Raw genomic sequence first — 18,127 nt, forward strand, 5'->3', positions numbered from 1 at the left:
GTCTCTTCGCGGGTAAACCCGCTCCCACAGGTACCCCACAGCTCTTGAGGGCAGTGATGAACCTGTGGGAGCGGGTTTACCCGCGAAAAGGGCGACGCGGTCTAGAAGAAGCCCAGCGGGTTGATGTCGTAGCTCACCAACAGGTTCTTGGTCTGCTGGTAGTGGTCGAGCATCATCTTGTGGGTTTCACGGCCTACCCCGGACTTCTTGTAACCACCGAACGCGGCATGGGCCGGGTACAGGTGGTAGCAGTTGGTCCACACGCGGCCGGCCTTGATGCCCCGGCCCATGCGGTAGGCGCGGTTGATGTCGCGGGTCCATACGCCGGCGCCAAGGCCGAACTCGGTGTCGTTGGCAATCGCCAGGGCCTCGGCTTCGTCCTTGAAGGTGGTGACGCTGACCACCGGGCCGAAGATCTCCTCCTGGAACACGCGCATCTTGTTGTTGCCTTTGAGCAGCGTCGGCTGGATGTAGTAGCCGCTGGCGAGCGAGCCTTCGAGTTTCTCCACCTTGCCGCCGGTCAGCAACTCGGCACCTTCCTTCTGGGCGATTTCCAGGTACGACAGGATCTTCTCGAACTGCTGCTGGGAAGCCTGGGCGCCGACCATGGTATCGGTGTCCAGCGGGTCGCCGCGCTTGATCTGCAGGACCTTCTTCATCACCACTTCCATGAACTGCGGGTAGATCGACTCCTGTACCAGTGCGCGCGACGGGCAGGTGCACACCTCGCCCTGGTTGAAGAACGCCAGCACCATGCCCTCGGCGGCCTTGTCGATGAAGCTCGGCTCGGCCTGCATGATGTCTTCGAAGTACACGTTCGGCGACTTGCCGCCCAGCTCGACGGTCGAGGGAATGATGTTCTCGGCGGCGCACTTGAGAATGTGCGAGCCCACCGGGGTGGAGCCGGTAAAGGCGATCTTGGCGATGCGCTTGCTGGTGGCCAGGGCTTCGCCGGCTTCACGGCCATAGCCTTGCACGATGTTGAGTACACCAGGCGGCAGTAGATCGCCGATCAATTCCACCAGCACGCTGATGCCCAGTGGAGTCTGCTCGGCAGGCTTGAGCACCACGCAGTTGCCTGCGGCCAGGGCCGGGGCGAGTTTCCAGGCAGCCATCAGGATCGGGAAGTTCCACGGGATGATCTGCCCGACCACGCCCAGGGGCTCGTGGATGTGATAGGCCACGGTGCTTTCGTTGATTTCTGCGGCGCCGCCTTCCTGGGCGCGAATGCAGCCGGCGAAGTAGCGGAAGTGGTCGACTGCCAGCGGGATGTCGGCGTTGAGGGTCTCGCGAATCGGCTTGCCGTTGTCCCAGGTTTCGGCGATGGCCAGCACTTCGAGGTTCTGCTCGATGCGGTCGGCGATCTTCAGCAGCACGTTGGAGCGGTCCTGTACCGAGGTGCGGCCCCAGGCCTCGGCGGCGGCATGGGCAGCGTCCAGGGCCTTGTCAATGTCTTCGGCAGTGGAACGAGGGAATTCGGCGATCAGCTTGCCGTTCACCGGGGAGGTATTTTCGAAGTATTGCCCTTTGACCGGAGCTACGAACTCGCCGCCGATGTAATTGCCGTAGCGGCTCTTGAAGGAAACCTTGGCGCCCTCGGTACCGGGATGTGCGTAACGCATGGTGTGTCTCCTTGGCTTTTGTGTTTGTCGGGGAGTTGGAAAGCGTAGAGCAAAGCCTGGGCCAGCGTTTTGGCTGCCAGGTAAATCAAGGGCTTGGCGGGATTGCGGCGGGGTGCCTGAGGGCGGGGTGTGGCATTTGCGACACGCAGGGCGTGACACTTTGTGCCGTTGGCGTGACAGCGCCCGGGTGGCGTTGCAAAGCTTCCCTGGGTGGAGGATGCTGGTCGAACGCTCTCTCTGCTCAGGCCAATAACAAATGCAGAACAGCCACCTCAGTCGCCATGCCCACCAGGTTTTGACTGTCGCGCGTGGCCAGGCCAGCGGGCCAGGTCACGACCCCTCCATCGCCCGTTCCTGGTTGCGTTGCCTGGAGGACTATCACCTTGACCCTGCCCTCGCCCAGGCCCCTGTGGTGCTGGAACACGGTCGCCTGCTGGAAAGCCGTGAACGGCTGCACCAGGTGTTGCAGGTCGCTGATGGCGAAATGAGCAGCCTGCACCAGCAACTGTCTGGCGCAGGCCACGCGGTGTTGCTCACCGATGCCCGTGGGGTGATCCTCAATTGCGTCACCGCGCCCAGCGAGCGGCGCATCTTCGAGCGCGCCGGGTTGTGGCTGGGCGCCGACTGGAGCGAGGCCCGCGAGGGCACCAACGGCATCGGTACCTGCCTGGTCGAGCGCCAGGCGCTGACCATTCACCAGGGCGAGCACTTTCGCGGTCGGCATACCGGGCTGACCTGCTCGGCCAGCCCGGTGTTCGACCCCCAGGGCGAACTGCTCGCGGTGCTCGATGTGTCGTCGGCGCGCCCGGATGTCTCGCGGCAGAGCCAGTTCCATACCATGGCCCTGGTGAACTTGTCGGCGAGGCTGATCGAGAGCTGCTATTTCATTCGGCATTTCCAGCACCAGTGGCTGCTGCGCTTCCATGTGCAGGCCGAGTCGGTGGGGCAATTCAGCGAAGGTTTGCTGGCTTTCGATGGCGATGGCTGCATCCGCGCACTCAACCAGGGCGCGATGAACCTGCTGGGCTGTGGGCGTGATGCGGCGCTTGGCAAGGCGGTGGAGCAGTTCTTCGTGTGTAGTCGTGATGAGTTGTTTGGCCGAGCTACGCCCCAGGGCAGCGCGGTGTGGCCGCTGCGCACCCATGATGGCCGCCCGGTGTTCGCCAGCCTGCGCGGCCAGGCGCATATGCCGCGCTGGTCGCAGGCGCGGCGCTTGCCGCCGCCAGGCATTTGCCTGCTCGACCCGGCCTTGCAGAACGACTTCAGCCGCGCCGTACGCGTCTATGAGCGCGATGTGCCGCTGCTGCTGCGCGGCGAGACGGGTTGCGGCAAGGAGGCCTTCGCCCAGGCCGTGCACCAGGCCAGTGGCCGGCGAGGCAAGCCGTTCGTAGCGATCAACTGCGCGTCGATTCCAGAGAGCCTTATCGAAAGCGAGCTGTTCGGCTATCGCGGCGGCAGTTTCACCGGTGCGCGCAAGGAGGGCATGCGCGGCAAGCTGCTGCAGGCCGACGGCGGCACCTTGCTGCTGGACGAGATCGGCGACATGCCGCTGGCCTTGCAGACCCGCCTGCTGCGGGTGCTGGAAGAGCGCCAGGTGGTGCCTATCGGCGGCGAGCCGCAGGCGGTGGATCTGCGCATCGTCAGCGCCACCCACCGCGACCTGGCGCAGCGGGTCGCGGAGGGCTCGTTCCGTGAAGACCTGTATTACCGGCTCAATGGGCTGGAGGTAACGCTTCCAGCGCTGCGCGAGCGTAGCGACAAGGGGCAGTTGCTGGACTGGCTGCTGCACGAGGAAAGTCCAGGGCAGGCGATTGTGCTCGAGGCCCGCGCGCGTCAGGCGCTGCTGGATTTCGCCTGGCCGGGGAATGTGCGGCAGATGCGCAATGTGCTGCGTACCTTGGTGGCGTTGTGCGATAGCAGGCGGATTGCATTCGAGGATCTACCCCAGGCCGTGCGGGCCTCACCTGCGCCTGTCGAAGCAAACACGACGCTCGAGGACGCCGAGCGCCAGGCACTGATCGGCGTCCTGGAGGCAAAACGCTGGCATCTCACCCACGTTGCCGAGCACTTGGGCATCAGCCGAAATACCTTGTACCGAAAACTGCGCAAGCACGGCATCGCCAGGGCTGGATAAGCGAAACATCGGGTGCGATTTCCCTCGCCCTGGGCTACCCTGCCTCGATGTTTTGCGAGGTCGACCATGCACATTCACATTCTCGGTATTTGCGGCACTTTCATGGGCTCGCTGGCGGTGCTCGCCAAGGAGCTCGGCCATCGCGTCACCGGTTCCGACGCCAACGTCTACCCACCCATGAGCACCCAGCTCGAAGCCCAGGGCATCGAGCTGACCCAGGGCTACGACCCGGCCCAGCTGGAGCCTGCGCCTGACCTTGTGGTCATCGGCAACGCCATGTCACGGGGTAACCCGGCGGTGGAATACGTGCTCAACAAGGGCCTGCCCTACGTCTCCGGCCCGCAGTGGCTGGCTGACCACGTGCTGCAAGGGCGCTGGGTACTGGCCGTGGCCGGCACCCACGGCAAGACCACCACCAGCAGCATGCTGGCCTGGGTACTGGAGCATGCCGGCATGAGCCCAGGCTTCTTGATCGGCGGCGTGCCGCAGAATTTCTCAGTGTCGGCGCGCCTGGGCGGCACGCCGTTCTTCGTGGTGGAAGCCGACGAATACGACAGCGCATTCTTCGACAAGCGTTCGAAGTTCGTGCATTACCACCCGCGTACCGCGATCCTCAACAATCTTGAGTTCGATCATGCGGACATCTTCCCTGACCTCGCAGCCATCGAGCGGCAGTTCCATCATCTGGTGCGTACCATTCCCAGCGAAGGCCTGGTGATTCACCCCACCACCGAGCAAGCGCTTGAGCGGGTTATCGGCATGGGCTGCTGGACACCGGTGCAGACCACTGGCGAGGGCGGCCAGTGGCAGGCACGTCTGCTCAGCGCCGATGGCTCGCGCTTCGAGGTGCTGTTCGAGAGCGAGGCGCAAGGCGTGGTGGACTGGGCGCTGACCGGCCGGCACAACGTCGCCAACGCCCTGGCTACCTTGGCTGCTGCCCGCCATGTGGGCGTGGTGCCGGCCATGGCCATTGAAGGCCTGAGCGCCTTCAAGAGCGTCAAGCGGCGCATGGAACGGGTCGCCGAGGTGCAGGGCGTGACCATCTACGACGACTTCGCCCACCACCCGACCGCCATCGCCACCACCCTGGACGGCCTGCGCAAGCGTGTGGGCGAGGCGCCGGTGATCGCAATCATCGAACCGCGCTCCAACTCCATGAAGCTGGGTGCCCATCGTGATGGCCTGCCGGAAAGCGTCAACGCTGCCGACCAGGTGATCTGGTACGCGCCGCCCAACCTGGGCTGGGACCTGGCCGCCACGGCGGCGCAATGCAAGGTGCCGTCGGTAGTGGCCGACAGCCTCGAGGCGATCATCGAGCGGGTCAAGGGCCAGGCGCGCCCGGGCACGCACGTGGTGATCATGAGCAACGGTGGCTTCGGCGGCCTGCACGGCAAGCTGGCCGAGGCCCTGAAGTGAGCGGGCCGGAGCGCATCACCCTGGCCATGACCGGCGCCTCCGGGGCGCAGTACGGCCTGCGGCTGCTCGACTGCCTGGTGCGTGAGGACCGCGAGGTACATTTTCTGATCTCCAAGGCCGCGCAGCTGGTGATGGCCACCGAGACCGACGTGCTGCTGCCGGCAAAGCCGCAGGCCATGCAGGCCTTTCTCACCGAGTACACCGGGGCTGCCGATGGGCAGATTCGCGTGTATGGCAAGGAAGACTGGATGGCACCGGTCGCGTCCGGTTCGGGTTCGCCAGCGGCGATGGTGGTGGTGCCATGTTCCACCGGCACGCTCTCGGCGATCGCGACCGGCGCCTGCAACAACCTGATCGAGCGGGCGGCCGACGTGACGCTCAAGGAGCGTCGGCAGTTGATCCTGGTACCTCGCGAAGCACCGTTCTCGACCATCCACCTGGAGAACATGCTCAAGCTCTCGCAGATGGGCGCGGTGATCCTGCCGGCGGCGCCGGGGTTCTATCACCAGCCGCAGACCATCGACGACTTGGTGGACTTCGTGGTGGCGCGCATCCTCAATCTGCTGAACATCCCCCAGGACATGCTGCCGCGCTGGGGCGAGCACCATTTCGGAGGCGAGGATTGAGGCGGGCGCTGTGCGTATTGCTGGCGCTAGGCCTGCTCGGTGGCTGTGCGACGGTCCGTACACTGGATGCCAACAAGCCGGGCGCGCCGGTGGTGTATGCCGGCACGCGGCTGAATGTGTACGTGATCAATGGCGGGTGTTGCCCTGAAGATCGCTTCGGGGCCGAGGCGCCGGCCTACCCCGGGCTGGACCTGCCGGGCAGTGCGCTGCTCGATACGCTGTTGCTGCCGTTGTCGGCGCTGACGGCGTTAGGGGTGGGGTTCAACGCTACGGGTGGCCTGTAGGGCTATTCGCGGGCAAGCCCACTCCTGCTGGTTCAGCGTAAATCTGTAGGAGCGGACGTGCCCGCGAAGGGGTCGTTAGCGTCGCTGGATCACTTCTTGCCAAGCTTGCGTAGCTCATCCGACTCAACCACCCGCACCCCATCTTCTTCCTCCAGTGCCAAGCGCCACAGCGCCCGAGCCAGGGTGCACACCTCAATCCCCCGGTACTTACCCGGCATCAGGCGTGAGAACGGCGCGGCGATACGCTCGCCGATGCGCGGCTCCATGCGTTCGCCGAGCAGCAGCGAAGGCCGTACGATGGTCAGCTGCGGCCAGTCCTGGGCCTTCAGGGCTTCTTCCATCTCACCCTTCACCCGGTTGTAGAAAATCGACGACTTGGGGTCGGCACCGATCGCACTTATCACCAACAGATGCCTGGCGCCGAGTTCCCGCGCGCGTTTGCTGAAGGCCACCACCATTTCCAGGTCGACCGCGCGGAAGGCATGCTCGGAGCCGGCTTTCTTGATCGTAGTGCCCAGGCAACAGAACGCGATATCGACGCGGCCAGCCAGCTGGGGAAGAAACACTGCCGGGTCGCCCACCGGGTTTTCCAGGTGCGGATGTTCGGCCAAGGGTCGGCGGGTGGGGGCCAGCACACGGGTGATGGTGGGTTCGCTGAGCAGGCGGTCGAGCAGGTGTTCACCCGTCAGGCCTGTAGCACCGGCAAGCAGGACATGCTGAGGCGTCAAATACATGATGTCTCTCCCTCGTTACAGCTCAGCTTAGCGGGTCGGCGGCTGTTTCGCCTCTACGCCAGGGGCTGGCTGAGCCTCATTACGCAAGGCTTCCTCCGCCTGTTGCTGGCGCAGCCGCTGCCAATGCTTCAACACCCTCGACGGCGCCCAGATCTGCGGTTCGGAAGCCTCGAACCCTTCCCTTCGTTCCCGTTCGGCAACGCTGGCGCGCGCCAGTTCAAACGCTTGTGCCAGGTCATCGGTCTGGTTCAGCGCCTGGGCGAACAGGGCATCGCCGAAGTAGGTGAAGTCGGCTTCTTCCGAGCAGCCGAAGGACACCCGGTCCGGGCGCGCTGCGGTCATGACCAGGGTGCGTTCGTCCTTCAACGGGGCGATGTAGCCACCGGAATAGCAGGCGGAGATGACAACCACCTTGTCGCGGTGCTTCAGCGGCTCGAGGGCGCTGGCCAGCGCGTTGGCCGGCAGGTCGGCCAGTTGCAGGCGCGGCTGGTCGAGGACCAGTTGGTGGTCGTGGCTGCCGTGGCTGGTGAGGTAGATGAAGATGATGTCCTCGGGGCCGCTGCGCTCGGCGAGGGTCTGGGCGGCGCGGGTGAGGTTCTCGCGGGTGGCCATGGGGCGATCGGCCAGGTGGTCGCGGTGGTTCACCAGGGTCACCTGGCCACGGGCGCCGAAGCGTACCTTGAGCATATTGCTGACATAGTCGGCCTCACGCAGGAACACGCTCTGCTGGCCATCGCCGGCCATGACCAGGCTGTACAGCTGGATGGGCGGCGCCGACTGCGGCACCTGGGCCAGCGCTGCGTCGAGCAGCTTGCCCTGGTTGAGCAGGGCAAGGTCCAGAGGGTCGGGGAGCAGCCTGCCTTTGTCGTCGCGCACGCGCACGCCGTTGATCCAATAGCCAGCCTCGACCTGGCCATTGGCCTGGGTCAGCCTACCAGGGCCCTGGTAGGCGTCGTTGGCGAACGCGCCGATGTACTGGCTGGCGTCGGCCAGTTGCAGGTTGCCCTGGCCGTCGAAGCGCCAGTCCTTGAAGCCGCCCTTGTAGCGGCTGCCGTCACTGCCGAGCAGCTCGCCCTGGCCACTGAGCGAGCCGTCCTTGAATTCGCCGATCCACACATCGCCGTCGATGTTCTCGTAGCGGCCGCGGCCTTCCAGGCGGTTGTCCTTGAACTCACCGATGTACTGCTCGCCGTCGACGCTGTCGTAGGTGCCGGCGCCCTGCAACTGGCCATCGACGAAATGGCCACTGAAGCGGTTGCCGCTGGCATCGCTGCGCACCCCGGCGCCATTGGGCTTGCCCTTGGCGAACTGGCCCTGGTAGCGGCTGCCGTCGGCCAGCTGCAATTCACCGGCGCCTTCGTACTGGTCGTCCTTGAACTGGCCGCGGTAGGTCTGGTCGTGCTGCTTGAGGGTGCCGTCGCCGTCGCGTCGGCCGTGCTTGAAAGTACCCGCGTAGTGACTGCCGGGGGTGGTCAGCTCACCCAGGCCGTCGAACAGACCCTGGGCGAACAGGCCGCGGTAGACCTCGCCATTGCTGCCGTGCCATTCGCCTTCGCCATGCCATTGGCCGTTCCGGAAGGTGCCTGCGTACCAGCTGCCGTTGGGGTAGTCGATGCGTCCTTCGCCCTGAAGCAGGCCGTCGACCACCTGGCCACGGTAGCGGCCCCCATCTGGCAGGCGGGCATCCACCGGCGTCAACGGTTCGCCGTCACCGCAGGCGGCGAGCAGCAGGGTAAGGGCGAGCGGTAGCAGGTGGCGCATGGTGGAGTCCGGGCACAGAGACTTGCCGAGTATGCCGCAGATCAGGCAGGTGAGACAGCCGTCTCGGGGAGCGCCGGGCGCTCCCCGCGAGGCTTCAGACGAAGCAGAGCGAAAGCGGTTCGGCGATGTAGGCGGGCTTCTCCTCGCCTTCGATCTCCAGGGTTGCGGTGGCCTTGAGCAGCCATTGGCCGGGCTTTTTCTCGGTGGCATCGGTCAGCTCGACTTTCAGCCGCACACGGCTGTCGACCTTGACCGGCTGGATGAAGCGCACGCTGTCCAGGCCATAGTTGACCACCATCTTGAGACCTTCAGGCAGGACCAGGATGTCCTCCATCAACTTGGGAATCAGCGACAGGCTGAGGAAGCCATGGGCGATGGTGGTGCCGAATGGGGTCTTGGCCGCTTTCACCGGGTCCACATGGATGAACTGGAAATCGCCGGTGGCCTCGGCGAACAGGTTGATGCGTTCTTGGTCGATCTTCAGCCATTCGGAACGTCCCAGTTCCTTTCCAACGTACTGCGAAAGCTCTGCAACAGGTACATAGGGCATCGCGACTCTCCAGGTTGTCATTTGGTACGAATGTGCAAGATCAGCACGCCCTGTCACTGCGGTCAAGTTGTTCGCTTTTCGGCGAATATCGGCCTATAGACGCAGGGCGAGTGCTTATAATGCCGCCGATGCTCGAAGGAGGTACTTATGCTGTTGCGTGGTTTGACCTGGCTGGTGCTGTTCCAACTGCTGGGGACGGCGATCAATCATCTGCTGCTGCCCATCCTGCCGGGGCCGATCATCGGCCTGCTGCTGTTGCTGGCCTTCCTGATGATCCGTGGCGAAGTCGGCAAGCCGCTCAACGAGGCTGCCAGCAGCCTGCTGCGCTACCTGCCGTTGCTGCTGGTGCCACCGGCGGTGGGGGTAATGGTGTATGCCAGCGATATTGCCGCCGACTTCTGGGCGATCGTCGGCGCGCTGGTGGTCTCCTGCCTGGTTACCCTGGTGTTCGTCGGGGTCCTGATGCAGAAACTGGTCCACCGCCAGGGCAAGCGCGAGGAGCAGCCATGATCCTCGACTGGCAGGGGGCGCTGGACGCGGTCATTCACCACCCGCTGTTCGGCATCGGCATCACCCTGGGCGCCTACCAGCTGGTGCTGGCCGCCTATGAGCGTAGCCGCTGGATCTTCCTGCAACCGGTGCTGGTGTCGATGCTGGTGGTGATCGGCATACTGGTGCTGTGCGGCATCGACTACAGCGAGTACCGACGCAGCACGGAAATTCTCAATATCCTCCTGGGCCCCGCCACCGTTGCCCTGGCGGTTCCGCTGTATCTGAACCTGCGGCGCATTCGGCAACTGTTCTGGCCCATCTTTACTACGCTGGTTATCGGAGGCGTGTTCGCCACCGTGGCGTGCGTGGCACTGGGGTGGTGGTTTGGTGCCGAACAGATGATCCTGATGACCATGGCGCCGAAGTCGGTCACTTCGCCCATTGCCATGCTGGTGGCCGAGCAGATCGGCGGCGTGGCGGCCCTGGCGGCGGTGTTCGTGCTGATTACCGGGGTGATCGGTGCCATCTTCGGCCCTGGGCTGCTGACCCTGTGCAAGGTGCTCAGCCCTGAGGCGCGCGGCATGTCGCTGGGGTTGACGGCGCATGCGGTGGGCACTTCGGTAGCCTTGCAGGAAAGTGATGAATGCGGCGCCTTCGCCGCGCTGGCGATGAGCCTGATGGGAGTGGCCACGGCGGTGTTCCTGCCGTTGGCGGTCAGCCTGGTGGCTTGAGGAGTAGAGATGACGCTACCGCTGTTTCCACTCAATACTGTGTTGTTTCCCGGCTGCCTGCTCGACTTGCAGATCTTCGAGGCGCGCTACCTGGACATGATTGGCCGTTGCATGAAACAAGGCGAGGGCTTCGGCGTGGTATGCATTCTCGATGGCGAGCAGGTGGGCAAGGCGCCACAGGCTGTGGCCGAGTTGGGCTGTGAGGCGTTGATTCGTGATTTCGTGCAGCAGGATAACGGCTTGCTGGGCATTCGTGTGGAAGGGGTCCGGCGCTTTCGGGTGGCGAGCACCGAGGTGCGCAAGGACCAGTTGCTACAGGGTGAGGTGCACTGGTTGGCCGACCTGCCGGACAGTCCGCTGTTAGAAGAGGACGACGACCTGCTGGCGCTGTTGATGGCGCTGGGCGAGCACCCGATGGTCGAGGCCCTGGACATGCCCCGCGATGTGGAGGGGCGGCAGTCTCTGGGCAATCAGCTGGCTTACCTGCTGCCCTTCATGGAAGAAGACAAGCTCGACCTGCTGGCGATCGACTCGCCGCAACTGCGGCTGGAGGCGATACAGGCGCTGCTGGAGCGGATTCAGGGCGAGCTGTTTGCCTGACGACATAGGTTGTTATTTCGGGTCTGTGCGCGGGCAAGTCCGCGAACAGACCCGAAAAACAACCTCAATACTGGTATCGCAACACGGCCTCAGGCAGCGCATACAGCGCAAAGAACGCCAGCAATGCGATACACGCCGGCAACACCAGCCACCACACCCGTAGCGGCAAGGCATTGAGTGCCTGGCGATGCTGCACCACGGTCAGGCTGACGGCGCACAAGCAGCAGGCCAGCAGCGCGCCGGCGAGAATGTCGGTCGGCCAGTGCACCCCCAGGTACACCCGCGACAGCGCGATCGACAGCGCTGGCAATACCCCCAGCACCACCCAGGTCAAGCGCATGCGCGGCGGCTGGCCGCGTCCGGCCAGCACCGCCAGCACCAGGAAGAAGGCAAACGACGCCGAGCTGTGGCCGCTGGGCATGCTGAAGCTGGTCAGCGGTTCGGTCAGCACCTCCGGGCGGGCGCGGGCGAACAGCCACTTCAAGGTGCCATTGGCCACTGCCGTACCCATCAGCGCCCCGCCTGCGAACAAGGCATGGCGCCATTGCCGGGCCAGCAACAGCAGGCCGGTCAGCAACGCGCCGAGGAACAGTTGGGTATTGAAGTCGCCCAGGCGCGTCACCACCACCACGACACTGTCGAGCGCCTGGCTGCGGTGCTCCTGTACCAGCGTCATCACGCCCTGGTCGAATTCGTGCAGGTAAGGCCAGCCAAGAAACAGCGCCACCAAGGCCACCAGGCTCAGCGCCGCGATCAGCCGGGTGCCGTGGCGTTGGTCACGCAGGCTGCTGCTCAGGCTCAGGCCTACCAGCACCGCCAGGGCGCCAGCGATGATCCCGGCATCCAGCCAGAAGCCCTCGGGCAACGGCAGGCGCATGGCGGCGCCGGTGGCCCAGCCCGGCAGCAGGTAGGCCACCGACCAGCCGGCACCCGCCACCAGGCTGACGGCGATGAAGCGCGGCAGCGGCATGTCGAGCATGCCTGCAACCATCGGCAGCATGGGCCGCAGCGGGCCGATGAAGCGGCCTACCAGCAGGCTGGCGATGCCGTAGCGATGGAAGTAGGTCTCGGCGCTGCCGATCCATTCGGGGTGGTCGCGCAGTAGCGGCAGGCGGCGAATGTTCTGGTGGAAATACTTGCCAATGCCGTAGGACATCGCATCGCCCAGCATGCCGCCGAGGAAACCCAGCATCAGGGTTTCGCCCAGGCTGAAGGTGCCGCTGCCGGCCAGCACGCCCACGGCGAACAGCAGCACCGTGCCTGGCACGATGACGCCAGCGATGGCCAGGCATTCGATGCAGGCCACCAGGAAAATTGCCAGGCCAAGCCACTGCGGGTTGGCGCCGAGCCAGAGGGTCAGGCTGTCGAGCCATTCGCTCATCGGTCAGCTTCCTTGTTGGAGAATAAAGAAATCCCGTCCTTCGACCTGGCCCCGGCGCAGCGGGTTCCGGGTGCAAAAACGGGCGAATTCGGCGTCGACGAAGCGATACGGCAAATGTTCGTCGCGGCCATGGGGAATGCCCAGGCGGGCGCACTGTATGACCTTGGGTACAGTGACGGCGCAGTCTTCGACATACAGACGCTCAGGGTCGAAGCGCTGGGCGTCCCACTGCGGCACCTTCAGCCCCATGGCCCGGCACAGCAGGGTCTGGCCGGCGCACAGGCGTTCGGCGGGGCGCAGTTGGCCGCTGGCATCGGGGTTGTTCAACTGCATCTGTGCCAGGCTGTTGGCATCGGACAGGGCATCCACCCAGGGGTAGGCGGACTTGATCAGCACGGCATTGCCGGGGCCGTGTGCGCTGAAGTTCAGCGAGTCGCCCCCGCGTGAGTAGTACATATAGATGTACCCGCCATCGAGGAACAGGGCCTTGCGTTTTTCGGTATAGCCCAGCGAGGCGTGGCTGCCTTTGTCGACGAGGTAGTACGCCTCGGTCTCGATGATGCGCGCGGCCAGCCACAGGTTGCCATGGCGATGGCGGATGACTTTGCCCAGCAGGTCGCGGGCGAGGGCCTGGGCATCGCGGTCGAAAAAGCTGTCGGGCAGGGCGCGGGCCGGGCAGGGGGCTGTGGCGTGCATGCGGGTGGTTCGTGGTGATGAGGGCTCGGATCATAGCAATTAATTGCTTAATCGAGACTGAACCTGCGACGCGGCCGTGGTGGTGTGTTTCGCGGGCATGCCCGCTGCTGCAGTTTCGGTACAGGCCTTGTGGGCATTGGCTTGCTCAAGAATCCGATGGCACTGGGCAACGACGTTTCCGATAAGCCCGGTTACATCTTTCCTACATACAGCCCACGGCCAATCTCTACCATCCGCCACCCGCCGCTGGGCGTATACCAGCGCGGCAGTTATAATCAGCCGATTTCCCCTTTGCCAAGACACCGAGCCCATGACTGAGTCCGTTCTTGACTACATGACCCGCCTGGGTCGCGCTGCCCGTGAGGCCTCGCGGGTCATCGGCCGCGCCAGCACCGCGCAGAAGAACCGCGCCCTGCAGGCCGCCGCCGACGCGCTGGACGCTGCGCGCGCGGAGCTTACCGCGGCCAACGAACGTGACCTGGCCGCTGGCCGGGCCAACGGCCTGGAGGCTGCGCTGCTCGACCGCCTGGCCCTCACCCCGGCACGCATCGACGGCATGATCACCGGCCTGCGCCAAGTGGCCAGCCTGCCGGACCCGATCGGCGCCATTCGCGACATGAACTACCGTCCGTCGGGCATTCAGGTCGGCAAGATGCGTGTGCCGCTGGGGGTCATCGGCATCATCTACGAGTCGCGTCCGAATGTGACCATCGACGCTGCCAGCCTGTGCCTGAAATCGGGCAACGCCACCATCCTGCGTGGCGGCTCGGAAGCCATCCACTCCAACCGCGCCATCGCCACCTGCATCCAGCGTGGCCTGGCCGAGGCCGGGCTGCCGGCGGCGGTGGTTCAGGTGGTCGAGACCACCGACCGGGAAGCGGTGGGCGCGCTGATCAGCATGCCCGAGTTCGTCGATGTGATCGTCCCGCGTGGCGGCCGTGGCCTGATCGAGCGCATCAGCCGTGACGCCCGGGTGCCGGTCATCAAGCACCTCGATGGCATCTGCCACGTCTATGTCGCCGAGCACGCCGAGCTGGAAAAGGCCACGCGCATCGCCTTCAACGCCAAGACCTACCGCTATGGCATTTGCGGCGCCATGGAGACGCTGCTGGTCGACGCCAGCGTAGCCCAGGCGTTCCTGCCGCAGATGGCCCGTCGTTTCCAGGAAAAAGGCGTAGAGCTGCGCGGTTGCGAACGCACCCAGGCGATCATCGAGGCCAAGGCGGCTACTGAAGACGACTGGCACACCGAATACCTCGACGCGATCCTGTCGATTCGCGTCGTCGACGGTCTGGACCAGGCCATCGAGCACATCAACCACTACGGTTCGCACCACACCGACGCGATCGTCACCGAGCACCAGGGCCAGGCCCGGCGCTTCATGGCCGAAGTCGACTCGGCGTCGGTCATGCTCAATACCCCGACCTGCTTCGCCGATGGCTTCGAGTACGGCCTGGGTGCGGAGATCGGCATCTCCACCGACAAGCTGCACGCCCGCGGCCCGGTCGGCCTTGAAGGCCTGACCTGCGAGAAATACGTGGTAGTCGGCGACGGCCAGCTGCGTGGCCAGGAGTCCTGCTGAGTTGCGCAAGGCCCAGGCAGTCCGGCGTGTCGGCATCCTAGGCGGTACGTTCGACCCCGTGCACATCGGCCACCTGCGCAGCGCGCTGGAAGTCGCCGAGTTCATGGAGCTGGACGACCTTCGCCTGCTGCCCAACGCCCGGCCGCCGCACCGCGACGCGCCCCAGGTGGCGGCACCAGACCGCCTGGCCATGGTGCGCGACGCGGTAGCGGGGGTCGCGCAACTGAGCGTGGATGCCCGCGAACTGGCGCGCGACAAGCCGTCGTACACCATCGACACGCTCGAGTCGATCCGCGCCGAGCTGGGTGCTGACGACCAGCTGTTCCTGGTGCTGGGCTGGGACGCTTTCTGCGGCCTGCCCGGCTGGCATCGCTGGGAGGAGTTGCTGCAACACTGTCACATCTTGGTGCTGCAGCGCCCGGATGCCGATGTCGAACCCCCTGACGAGTTGCGCAACCTGCTGGCTGCGCGCTCACAGAGCGATCCCACCGCCATGTCCGGCCCGGCGGGGAACATTTCGTTCGTGTGGCAGACCCCGCTTGCGGTGTCCGCTACACAGATCCGACAGCTGCTGGCCAGCGGCAAGTCGGTGCGGTTCCTGGTGCCGGACGCAGTACTGGCCTACATCGAGGCGCGCGGTCTGTACCGTGCGTCGAACTGAGGGCGCCACGGGGCGCCTCATTCAATGAGTTGAACGAGTTTTATATGACCAAGCAGAAAATCAATGGCGAAGAACTGGTCGAACTGACCAAGGCCGCGCTGGAAGACGTCAAGGCCCAGGATATCCAGGTCATCGACGTGCGCGACAAGCACAGCCTGACCGACTACATGATCATCGCGACCGGTACTTCCAACCGCCAGATCAACGCCATGCTGGAAAAGGTCCGCGAAGCGGTCAAGGCCAAGGGCGCACAGCCCCTGGGCGAAGAAGGCAAGGGTGACAGCGACTGGGTATTGCTCGACCTCAACGACGTCATCGTGCACATGATGACCGCCGCTGCACGCCAGTTCTACGACCTGGAGCGCCTGTGGCTGGGCGCCGAGCAGAGCCGCGCCAACGATGGCAAGCACCACAGCCCGGAAAACGCCAGCCACGACTACTTCGACAAGCTCAAGGACCGGGAATAAGGACGCGTCATGCGCTTGCGCCTGATCGCGGTCGGTTCGCGCATGCCCAAGTGGGTCGAGGAAGGCTGGCATGAATACGCCAAGCGCCTGCCCCCGGAGCTTGCGCTGGAGCTGGTGGAGATTCCGCTCAACACCCGTGGCAAGAACGCCGATGTCGCCCGGCTGATTCGCCAGGAGGGTGAGGCCATGCTGGCCAAGGTGCAGCCGGGGGAGCGGATCGTGACCCTGGAAGTCCATGGCAAGCCCTGGAGTACCGAGCAGCTGGCGGCCGAGCTGGACCGCTGGCGCCTGGATGCGCGTACGGTCAACCTGATGGTCGGTGGCCCGGAAGGGCTGGCGCCGGAAGTGTGCGCGCGTAGCGAGCAGCGTTGGTCGCTGTCGCCGCTGACCTTGCCGCACCCGCTGGTTCGGATACTGCTCGGCGAGCAGATCTACCGCGCCTGGACCGTGTTGTCCGGGCATCCTTACCACAAATGAACCTGTAAGCCGTCCGATGCCGCAGCAGATCCGCCTCAAGGACCACGAGAAAGACGCCCGCCTGGTGCGCAACCGCGTCGTGGTCGGCGCGGTGGCGATCATGCTGTTGGTGTGCGTGCTGATCGCGCGGCTGTATTACCTGCAGATCATCCAGTACGACTATCACTCCACGCTGTCGGAAAACAACCGGGTGCACGTGCAGCCGATTCCACCGACCCGTGGGCTGATCTTCGACCGCAACGGGGTGATCATCGCCGACAACCGGCCCAGCTTCAGCCTGACCATGACCCGCGAACGTGCCGGCAAATGGCAGGACGTGCTGAGCACGATCATCGAAGTGCTGGAACTGACGCCCGATGACCGTGCCCTGTTCGAAAAGCGCATGAAGCAGGGGCGCCGGCCATTCGAGCCGGTGCCTATCCTGTTCGAGCTGACCGAAGACCAGATCGCCCGCATCGCGGTCAACCAGTTCCGCCTGCCGGGGGTGGAGGTGGCGGCGCAACTGGTGCGGCATTACCCACAAGGGCCGCACTTCGCCCACTCGGTCGGCTACGTCGGGCGCATCAACGAGAAAGAGCTCAAGGCCCTGGACCCTGTGAACTACAGCGGTACCCACCATATCGGCAAGACCGGTATCGAGCGTTTCTACGAAGACGACCTGCACGGCCAGGTAGGTTATGAGGAAGTCGAGACCAACGCCCGGGGTCGCGTGCTGCGGGTGCTCAAGCGTACCGACCCGATTCCCGGCAAGGACATCGTGCTGAGCCTGGACATCAAGCTGCAGGAAGCCGCCGAGCAGGCCCTGGCCGGGCGTCGTGGCGCCATCGTGGCCCTCGACCCGCGCACTGGCGAGGTGCTGGCGATGGTCAGCCAGCCGAGCTTCGACCCCAACCTGTTCGTCACCGGCATCGGCTTCAAGGCGTATGCCGAGCTGCGCGACTCGATCGACCGGCCACTGTTCAACCGCGTGCTGCGCGGCCTTTACCCGCCCGGCTCGACCATCAAACCGGCGGTGGCCGTCGCGGGCCTCGACGCGGGGGTCATCAACGCCAGCACCCGGGTGTTCGACCCGGGCTACTACCAATTGCCCAACTACGACCACAAATACCGCAACTGGAACCGCACCGGCGATGGCTGGGTGGACCTGGATGTGGCGATCATGCGTTCCAATGACACGTACTTCTACGACCTTGCGCACAAGATGGGTATCGATCGGCTTTCCAGCTACATGAACAAGTTCGGCATCGGCCAGAAGGTCTCCCTGGACATGTTCGAGGAATCGGCAGGGCTGATGCCATCGCGCGAATGGAAGCGCGCTACCCGCCGTCAGGCCTGGTTCCCAGGCGAAACGCTGATCCTCGGCATCGGTCAGGGCTACATGCAGGCCACCCCGCTGCAACTGGCCCAGGCCACCGCACTGATCGCCAACAAGGGCAAGTGGAACCGCCCGCACCTGGCCAAGACCATCGAAGGCAAGCCGCCGGTGGACGAGAACCCCATGGAAGACATCGTCCTGCGTGACAAGAACGACTGGGCCAAGGTCACCCACGGCATGGAGCAGGTGATGCATAACGCCCGTGGCACCGCGCGCAAGGCGACCAACGGAGTCCAGTACCGCATCGCCGGCAAGAGCGGTACCGCCCAGGTGGTGGCGATCAAGCAGGGCGAGAAGTACGACCGTAACAAACTCCAGGAGCGCCACCGCGACCACGCCTTGTTCGTCGCCTTCGCCCCCGCCGACGATCCGAAGATCGTGGTGTCGGTGATGGTCGAGAACGGCGAGTCCGGCTCCGGCGTAGCCGCGCCGGTGGTGCGCCAGGTCATGGATGCCTGGCTGCTCGACGAAAGCGGCCACCTCAAGCCCGAGTTCGGCCCAGCCACCGTCGCCCAGGAAACGGCCCCGTGAAGAACAA

The 18,127-nt window shown here is 64.8% G+C and carries 18 protein-coding genes; 12 read left to right on the top strand and 6 right to left on the bottom strand.

The window, feature by feature from the left end; translation table 11 throughout:
* Window positions 1-101: 101 nt before the first annotated feature.
* Complete coding sequence (locus tag RAC97_RS07620; protein WP_375099203.1) at window positions 102-1,622, bottom strand: aldehyde dehydrogenase family protein; 1,521 nt, start codon at window positions 1,620-1,622, stop codon at window positions 102-104.
* Between the two features lie 256 nt (window positions 1,623-1,878).
* Here RAC97_RS07620 and RAC97_RS07625 point away from each other — a divergent pair, with 256 nt between their 5' ends.
* The 4 genes from RAC97_RS07625 (at window position 1,879) to RAC97_RS07640 (ending at window position 6,082) form a co-directional block, all read left to right on the top strand.
* Window positions 1,879-3,756 (top strand): sigma-54-dependent Fis family transcriptional regulator, encoded by a 1,878-nt coding sequence (locus RAC97_RS07625; protein ID WP_375099204.1) that lies wholly within the window; start codon window positions 1,879-1,881, stop codon window positions 3,754-3,756.
* 66 nt (window positions 3,757-3,822) lie between these two features.
* Window positions 3,823-5,172, top strand: coding sequence for a UDP-N-acetylmuramate:L-alanyl-gamma-D-glutamyl-meso-diaminopimelate ligase (mpl, locus tag RAC97_RS07630; protein ID WP_375099205.1), 1,350 nt, complete (start codon window positions 3,823-3,825; stop codon window positions 5,170-5,172).
* Window positions 5,169-5,798: a flavin prenyltransferase UbiX gene (ubiX, locus tag RAC97_RS07635; RefSeq protein WP_375099206.1), complete on the top strand. Its 630-nt coding sequence runs from the start codon at window positions 5,169-5,171 to the stop codon at window positions 5,796-5,798. Before mpl ends, ubiX begins: the two co-directional genes overlap by 4 nt.
* Window positions 5,795-6,082, top strand: coding sequence for a YceK/YidQ family lipoprotein (locus tag RAC97_RS07640; protein ID WP_375099207.1), 288 nt, complete (start codon window positions 5,795-5,797; stop codon window positions 6,080-6,082). Before ubiX ends, RAC97_RS07640 begins: the two co-directional genes overlap by 4 nt.
* An 89-nt stretch (window positions 6,083-6,171) precedes the next feature.
* Here the strand turns inward: RAC97_RS07640 and RAC97_RS07645 are convergent, their stop codons facing one another.
* The 3 genes from RAC97_RS07645 to RAC97_RS07655 form a co-directional block, all read right to left on the bottom strand.
* On the bottom strand, window positions 6,172-6,816 hold the full coding sequence (locus RAC97_RS07645; protein WP_375099208.1) for an oxidoreductase: 645 nt from the start codon (window positions 6,814-6,816) through the stop codon (window positions 6,172-6,174).
* Between the two features lie 27 nt (window positions 6,817-6,843).
* A complete protein-coding gene (locus tag RAC97_RS07650; protein WP_375099209.1) occupies window positions 6,844-8,577 on the bottom strand; it encodes a C13 family peptidase in 1,734 nt (577 codons plus the stop codon).
* Between the two features lie 94 nt (window positions 8,578-8,671).
* Window positions 8,672-9,127 (bottom strand): MaoC family dehydratase, encoded by a 456-nt coding sequence (locus RAC97_RS07655; protein WP_375099210.1) that lies wholly within the window; start codon window positions 9,125-9,127, stop codon window positions 8,672-8,674.
* Between the two features lie 147 nt (window positions 9,128-9,274).
* On the opposite strand from RAC97_RS07655, the gene RAC97_RS07660 reads away from it, so the two are divergent.
* The 3 genes from RAC97_RS07660 to RAC97_RS07670 are packed head-to-tail and all read left to right on the top strand — an operon-like array spanning window position 9,275 to window position 10,950.
* The gene (locus RAC97_RS07660; protein WP_375099211.1) at window positions 9,275-9,637 is read left to right on the top strand and encodes a CidA/LrgA family protein; all 363 of its coding nucleotides are present in this window, start codon (window positions 9,275-9,277) and stop codon (window positions 9,635-9,637) included.
* Entirely contained in the window at window positions 9,634-10,350 is a 717-nt protein-coding gene (locus RAC97_RS07665) for an LrgB family protein (RefSeq protein WP_375099212.1), read from the top strand. Before RAC97_RS07660 ends, RAC97_RS07665 begins: the two co-directional genes overlap by 4 nt.
* 9 nt (window positions 10,351-10,359) lie before the next feature.
* Complete coding sequence (locus RAC97_RS07670; protein ID WP_375099213.1) at window positions 10,360-10,950, top strand: LON peptidase substrate-binding domain-containing protein; 591 nt, start codon at window positions 10,360-10,362, stop codon at window positions 10,948-10,950.
* 64 nt (window positions 10,951-11,014) lie between these two features.
* Here the strand turns inward: RAC97_RS07670 and RAC97_RS07675 are convergent, their stop codons facing one another.
* A complete protein-coding gene (locus RAC97_RS07675; RefSeq protein ID WP_375099214.1) occupies window positions 11,015-12,331 on the bottom strand; it encodes a bifunctional DedA family/phosphatase PAP2 family protein in 1,317 nt (438 codons plus the stop codon).
* A gap of 3 nt (window positions 12,332-12,334) precedes the next feature.
* A complete protein-coding gene (locus tag RAC97_RS07680) occupies window positions 12,335-13,027 on the bottom strand; it encodes a DNA-3-methyladenine glycosylase (RefSeq protein ID WP_375099215.1) in 693 nt (230 codons plus the stop codon).
* Between the two features lie 310 nt (window positions 13,028-13,337).
* Between RAC97_RS07680 and RAC97_RS07685 the strand changes: the two genes are divergently transcribed.
* The 5 genes from RAC97_RS07685 to mrdA are packed head-to-tail and all read left to right on the top strand — an operon-like array spanning window position 13,338 to window position 18,120.
* Window positions 13,338-14,609 carry a glutamate-5-semialdehyde dehydrogenase gene (locus tag RAC97_RS07685; RefSeq protein ID WP_375099216.1) on the top strand — a complete coding sequence of 424 codons (1,272 nt, stop codon included), beginning with the start codon at window positions 13,338-13,340 and terminating at the stop codon, window positions 14,607-14,609.
* Window position 14,610: 1 nt separating this feature from the next.
* Window positions 14,611-15,270 (top strand): nicotinate-nucleotide adenylyltransferase, encoded by a 660-nt coding sequence (gene nadD / locus RAC97_RS07690; protein WP_375099217.1) that lies wholly within the window; start codon window positions 14,611-14,613, stop codon window positions 15,268-15,270.
* A 44-nt stretch (window positions 15,271-15,314) separates the two neighbouring features.
* Window positions 15,315-15,737 (top strand): ribosome silencing factor, encoded by a 423-nt coding sequence (rsfS, locus tag RAC97_RS07695; RefSeq protein WP_375099218.1) that lies wholly within the window; start codon window positions 15,315-15,317, stop codon window positions 15,735-15,737.
* Between the two features lie 9 nt (window positions 15,738-15,746).
* Complete coding sequence (gene rlmH / locus RAC97_RS07700) at window positions 15,747-16,214, top strand: 23S rRNA (pseudouridine(1915)-N(3))-methyltransferase RlmH (RefSeq protein WP_375099219.1); 468 nt, start codon at window positions 15,747-15,749, stop codon at window positions 16,212-16,214.
* A gap of 16 nt (window positions 16,215-16,230) precedes the next feature.
* Window positions 16,231-18,120 (top strand): penicillin-binding protein 2, encoded by a 1,890-nt coding sequence (gene mrdA, locus RAC97_RS07705; RefSeq protein ID WP_375099220.1) that lies wholly within the window; start codon window positions 16,231-16,233, stop codon window positions 18,118-18,120.
* Window positions 18,121-18,127 lie beyond the last annotated feature (7 nt).

This window comes from Pseudomonas sp. LS_2 (assembly GCF_042709235.1).
Taxonomy (GTDB): domain Bacteria; phylum Pseudomonadota; class Gammaproteobacteria; order Pseudomonadales; family Pseudomonadaceae; genus Aquipseudomonas.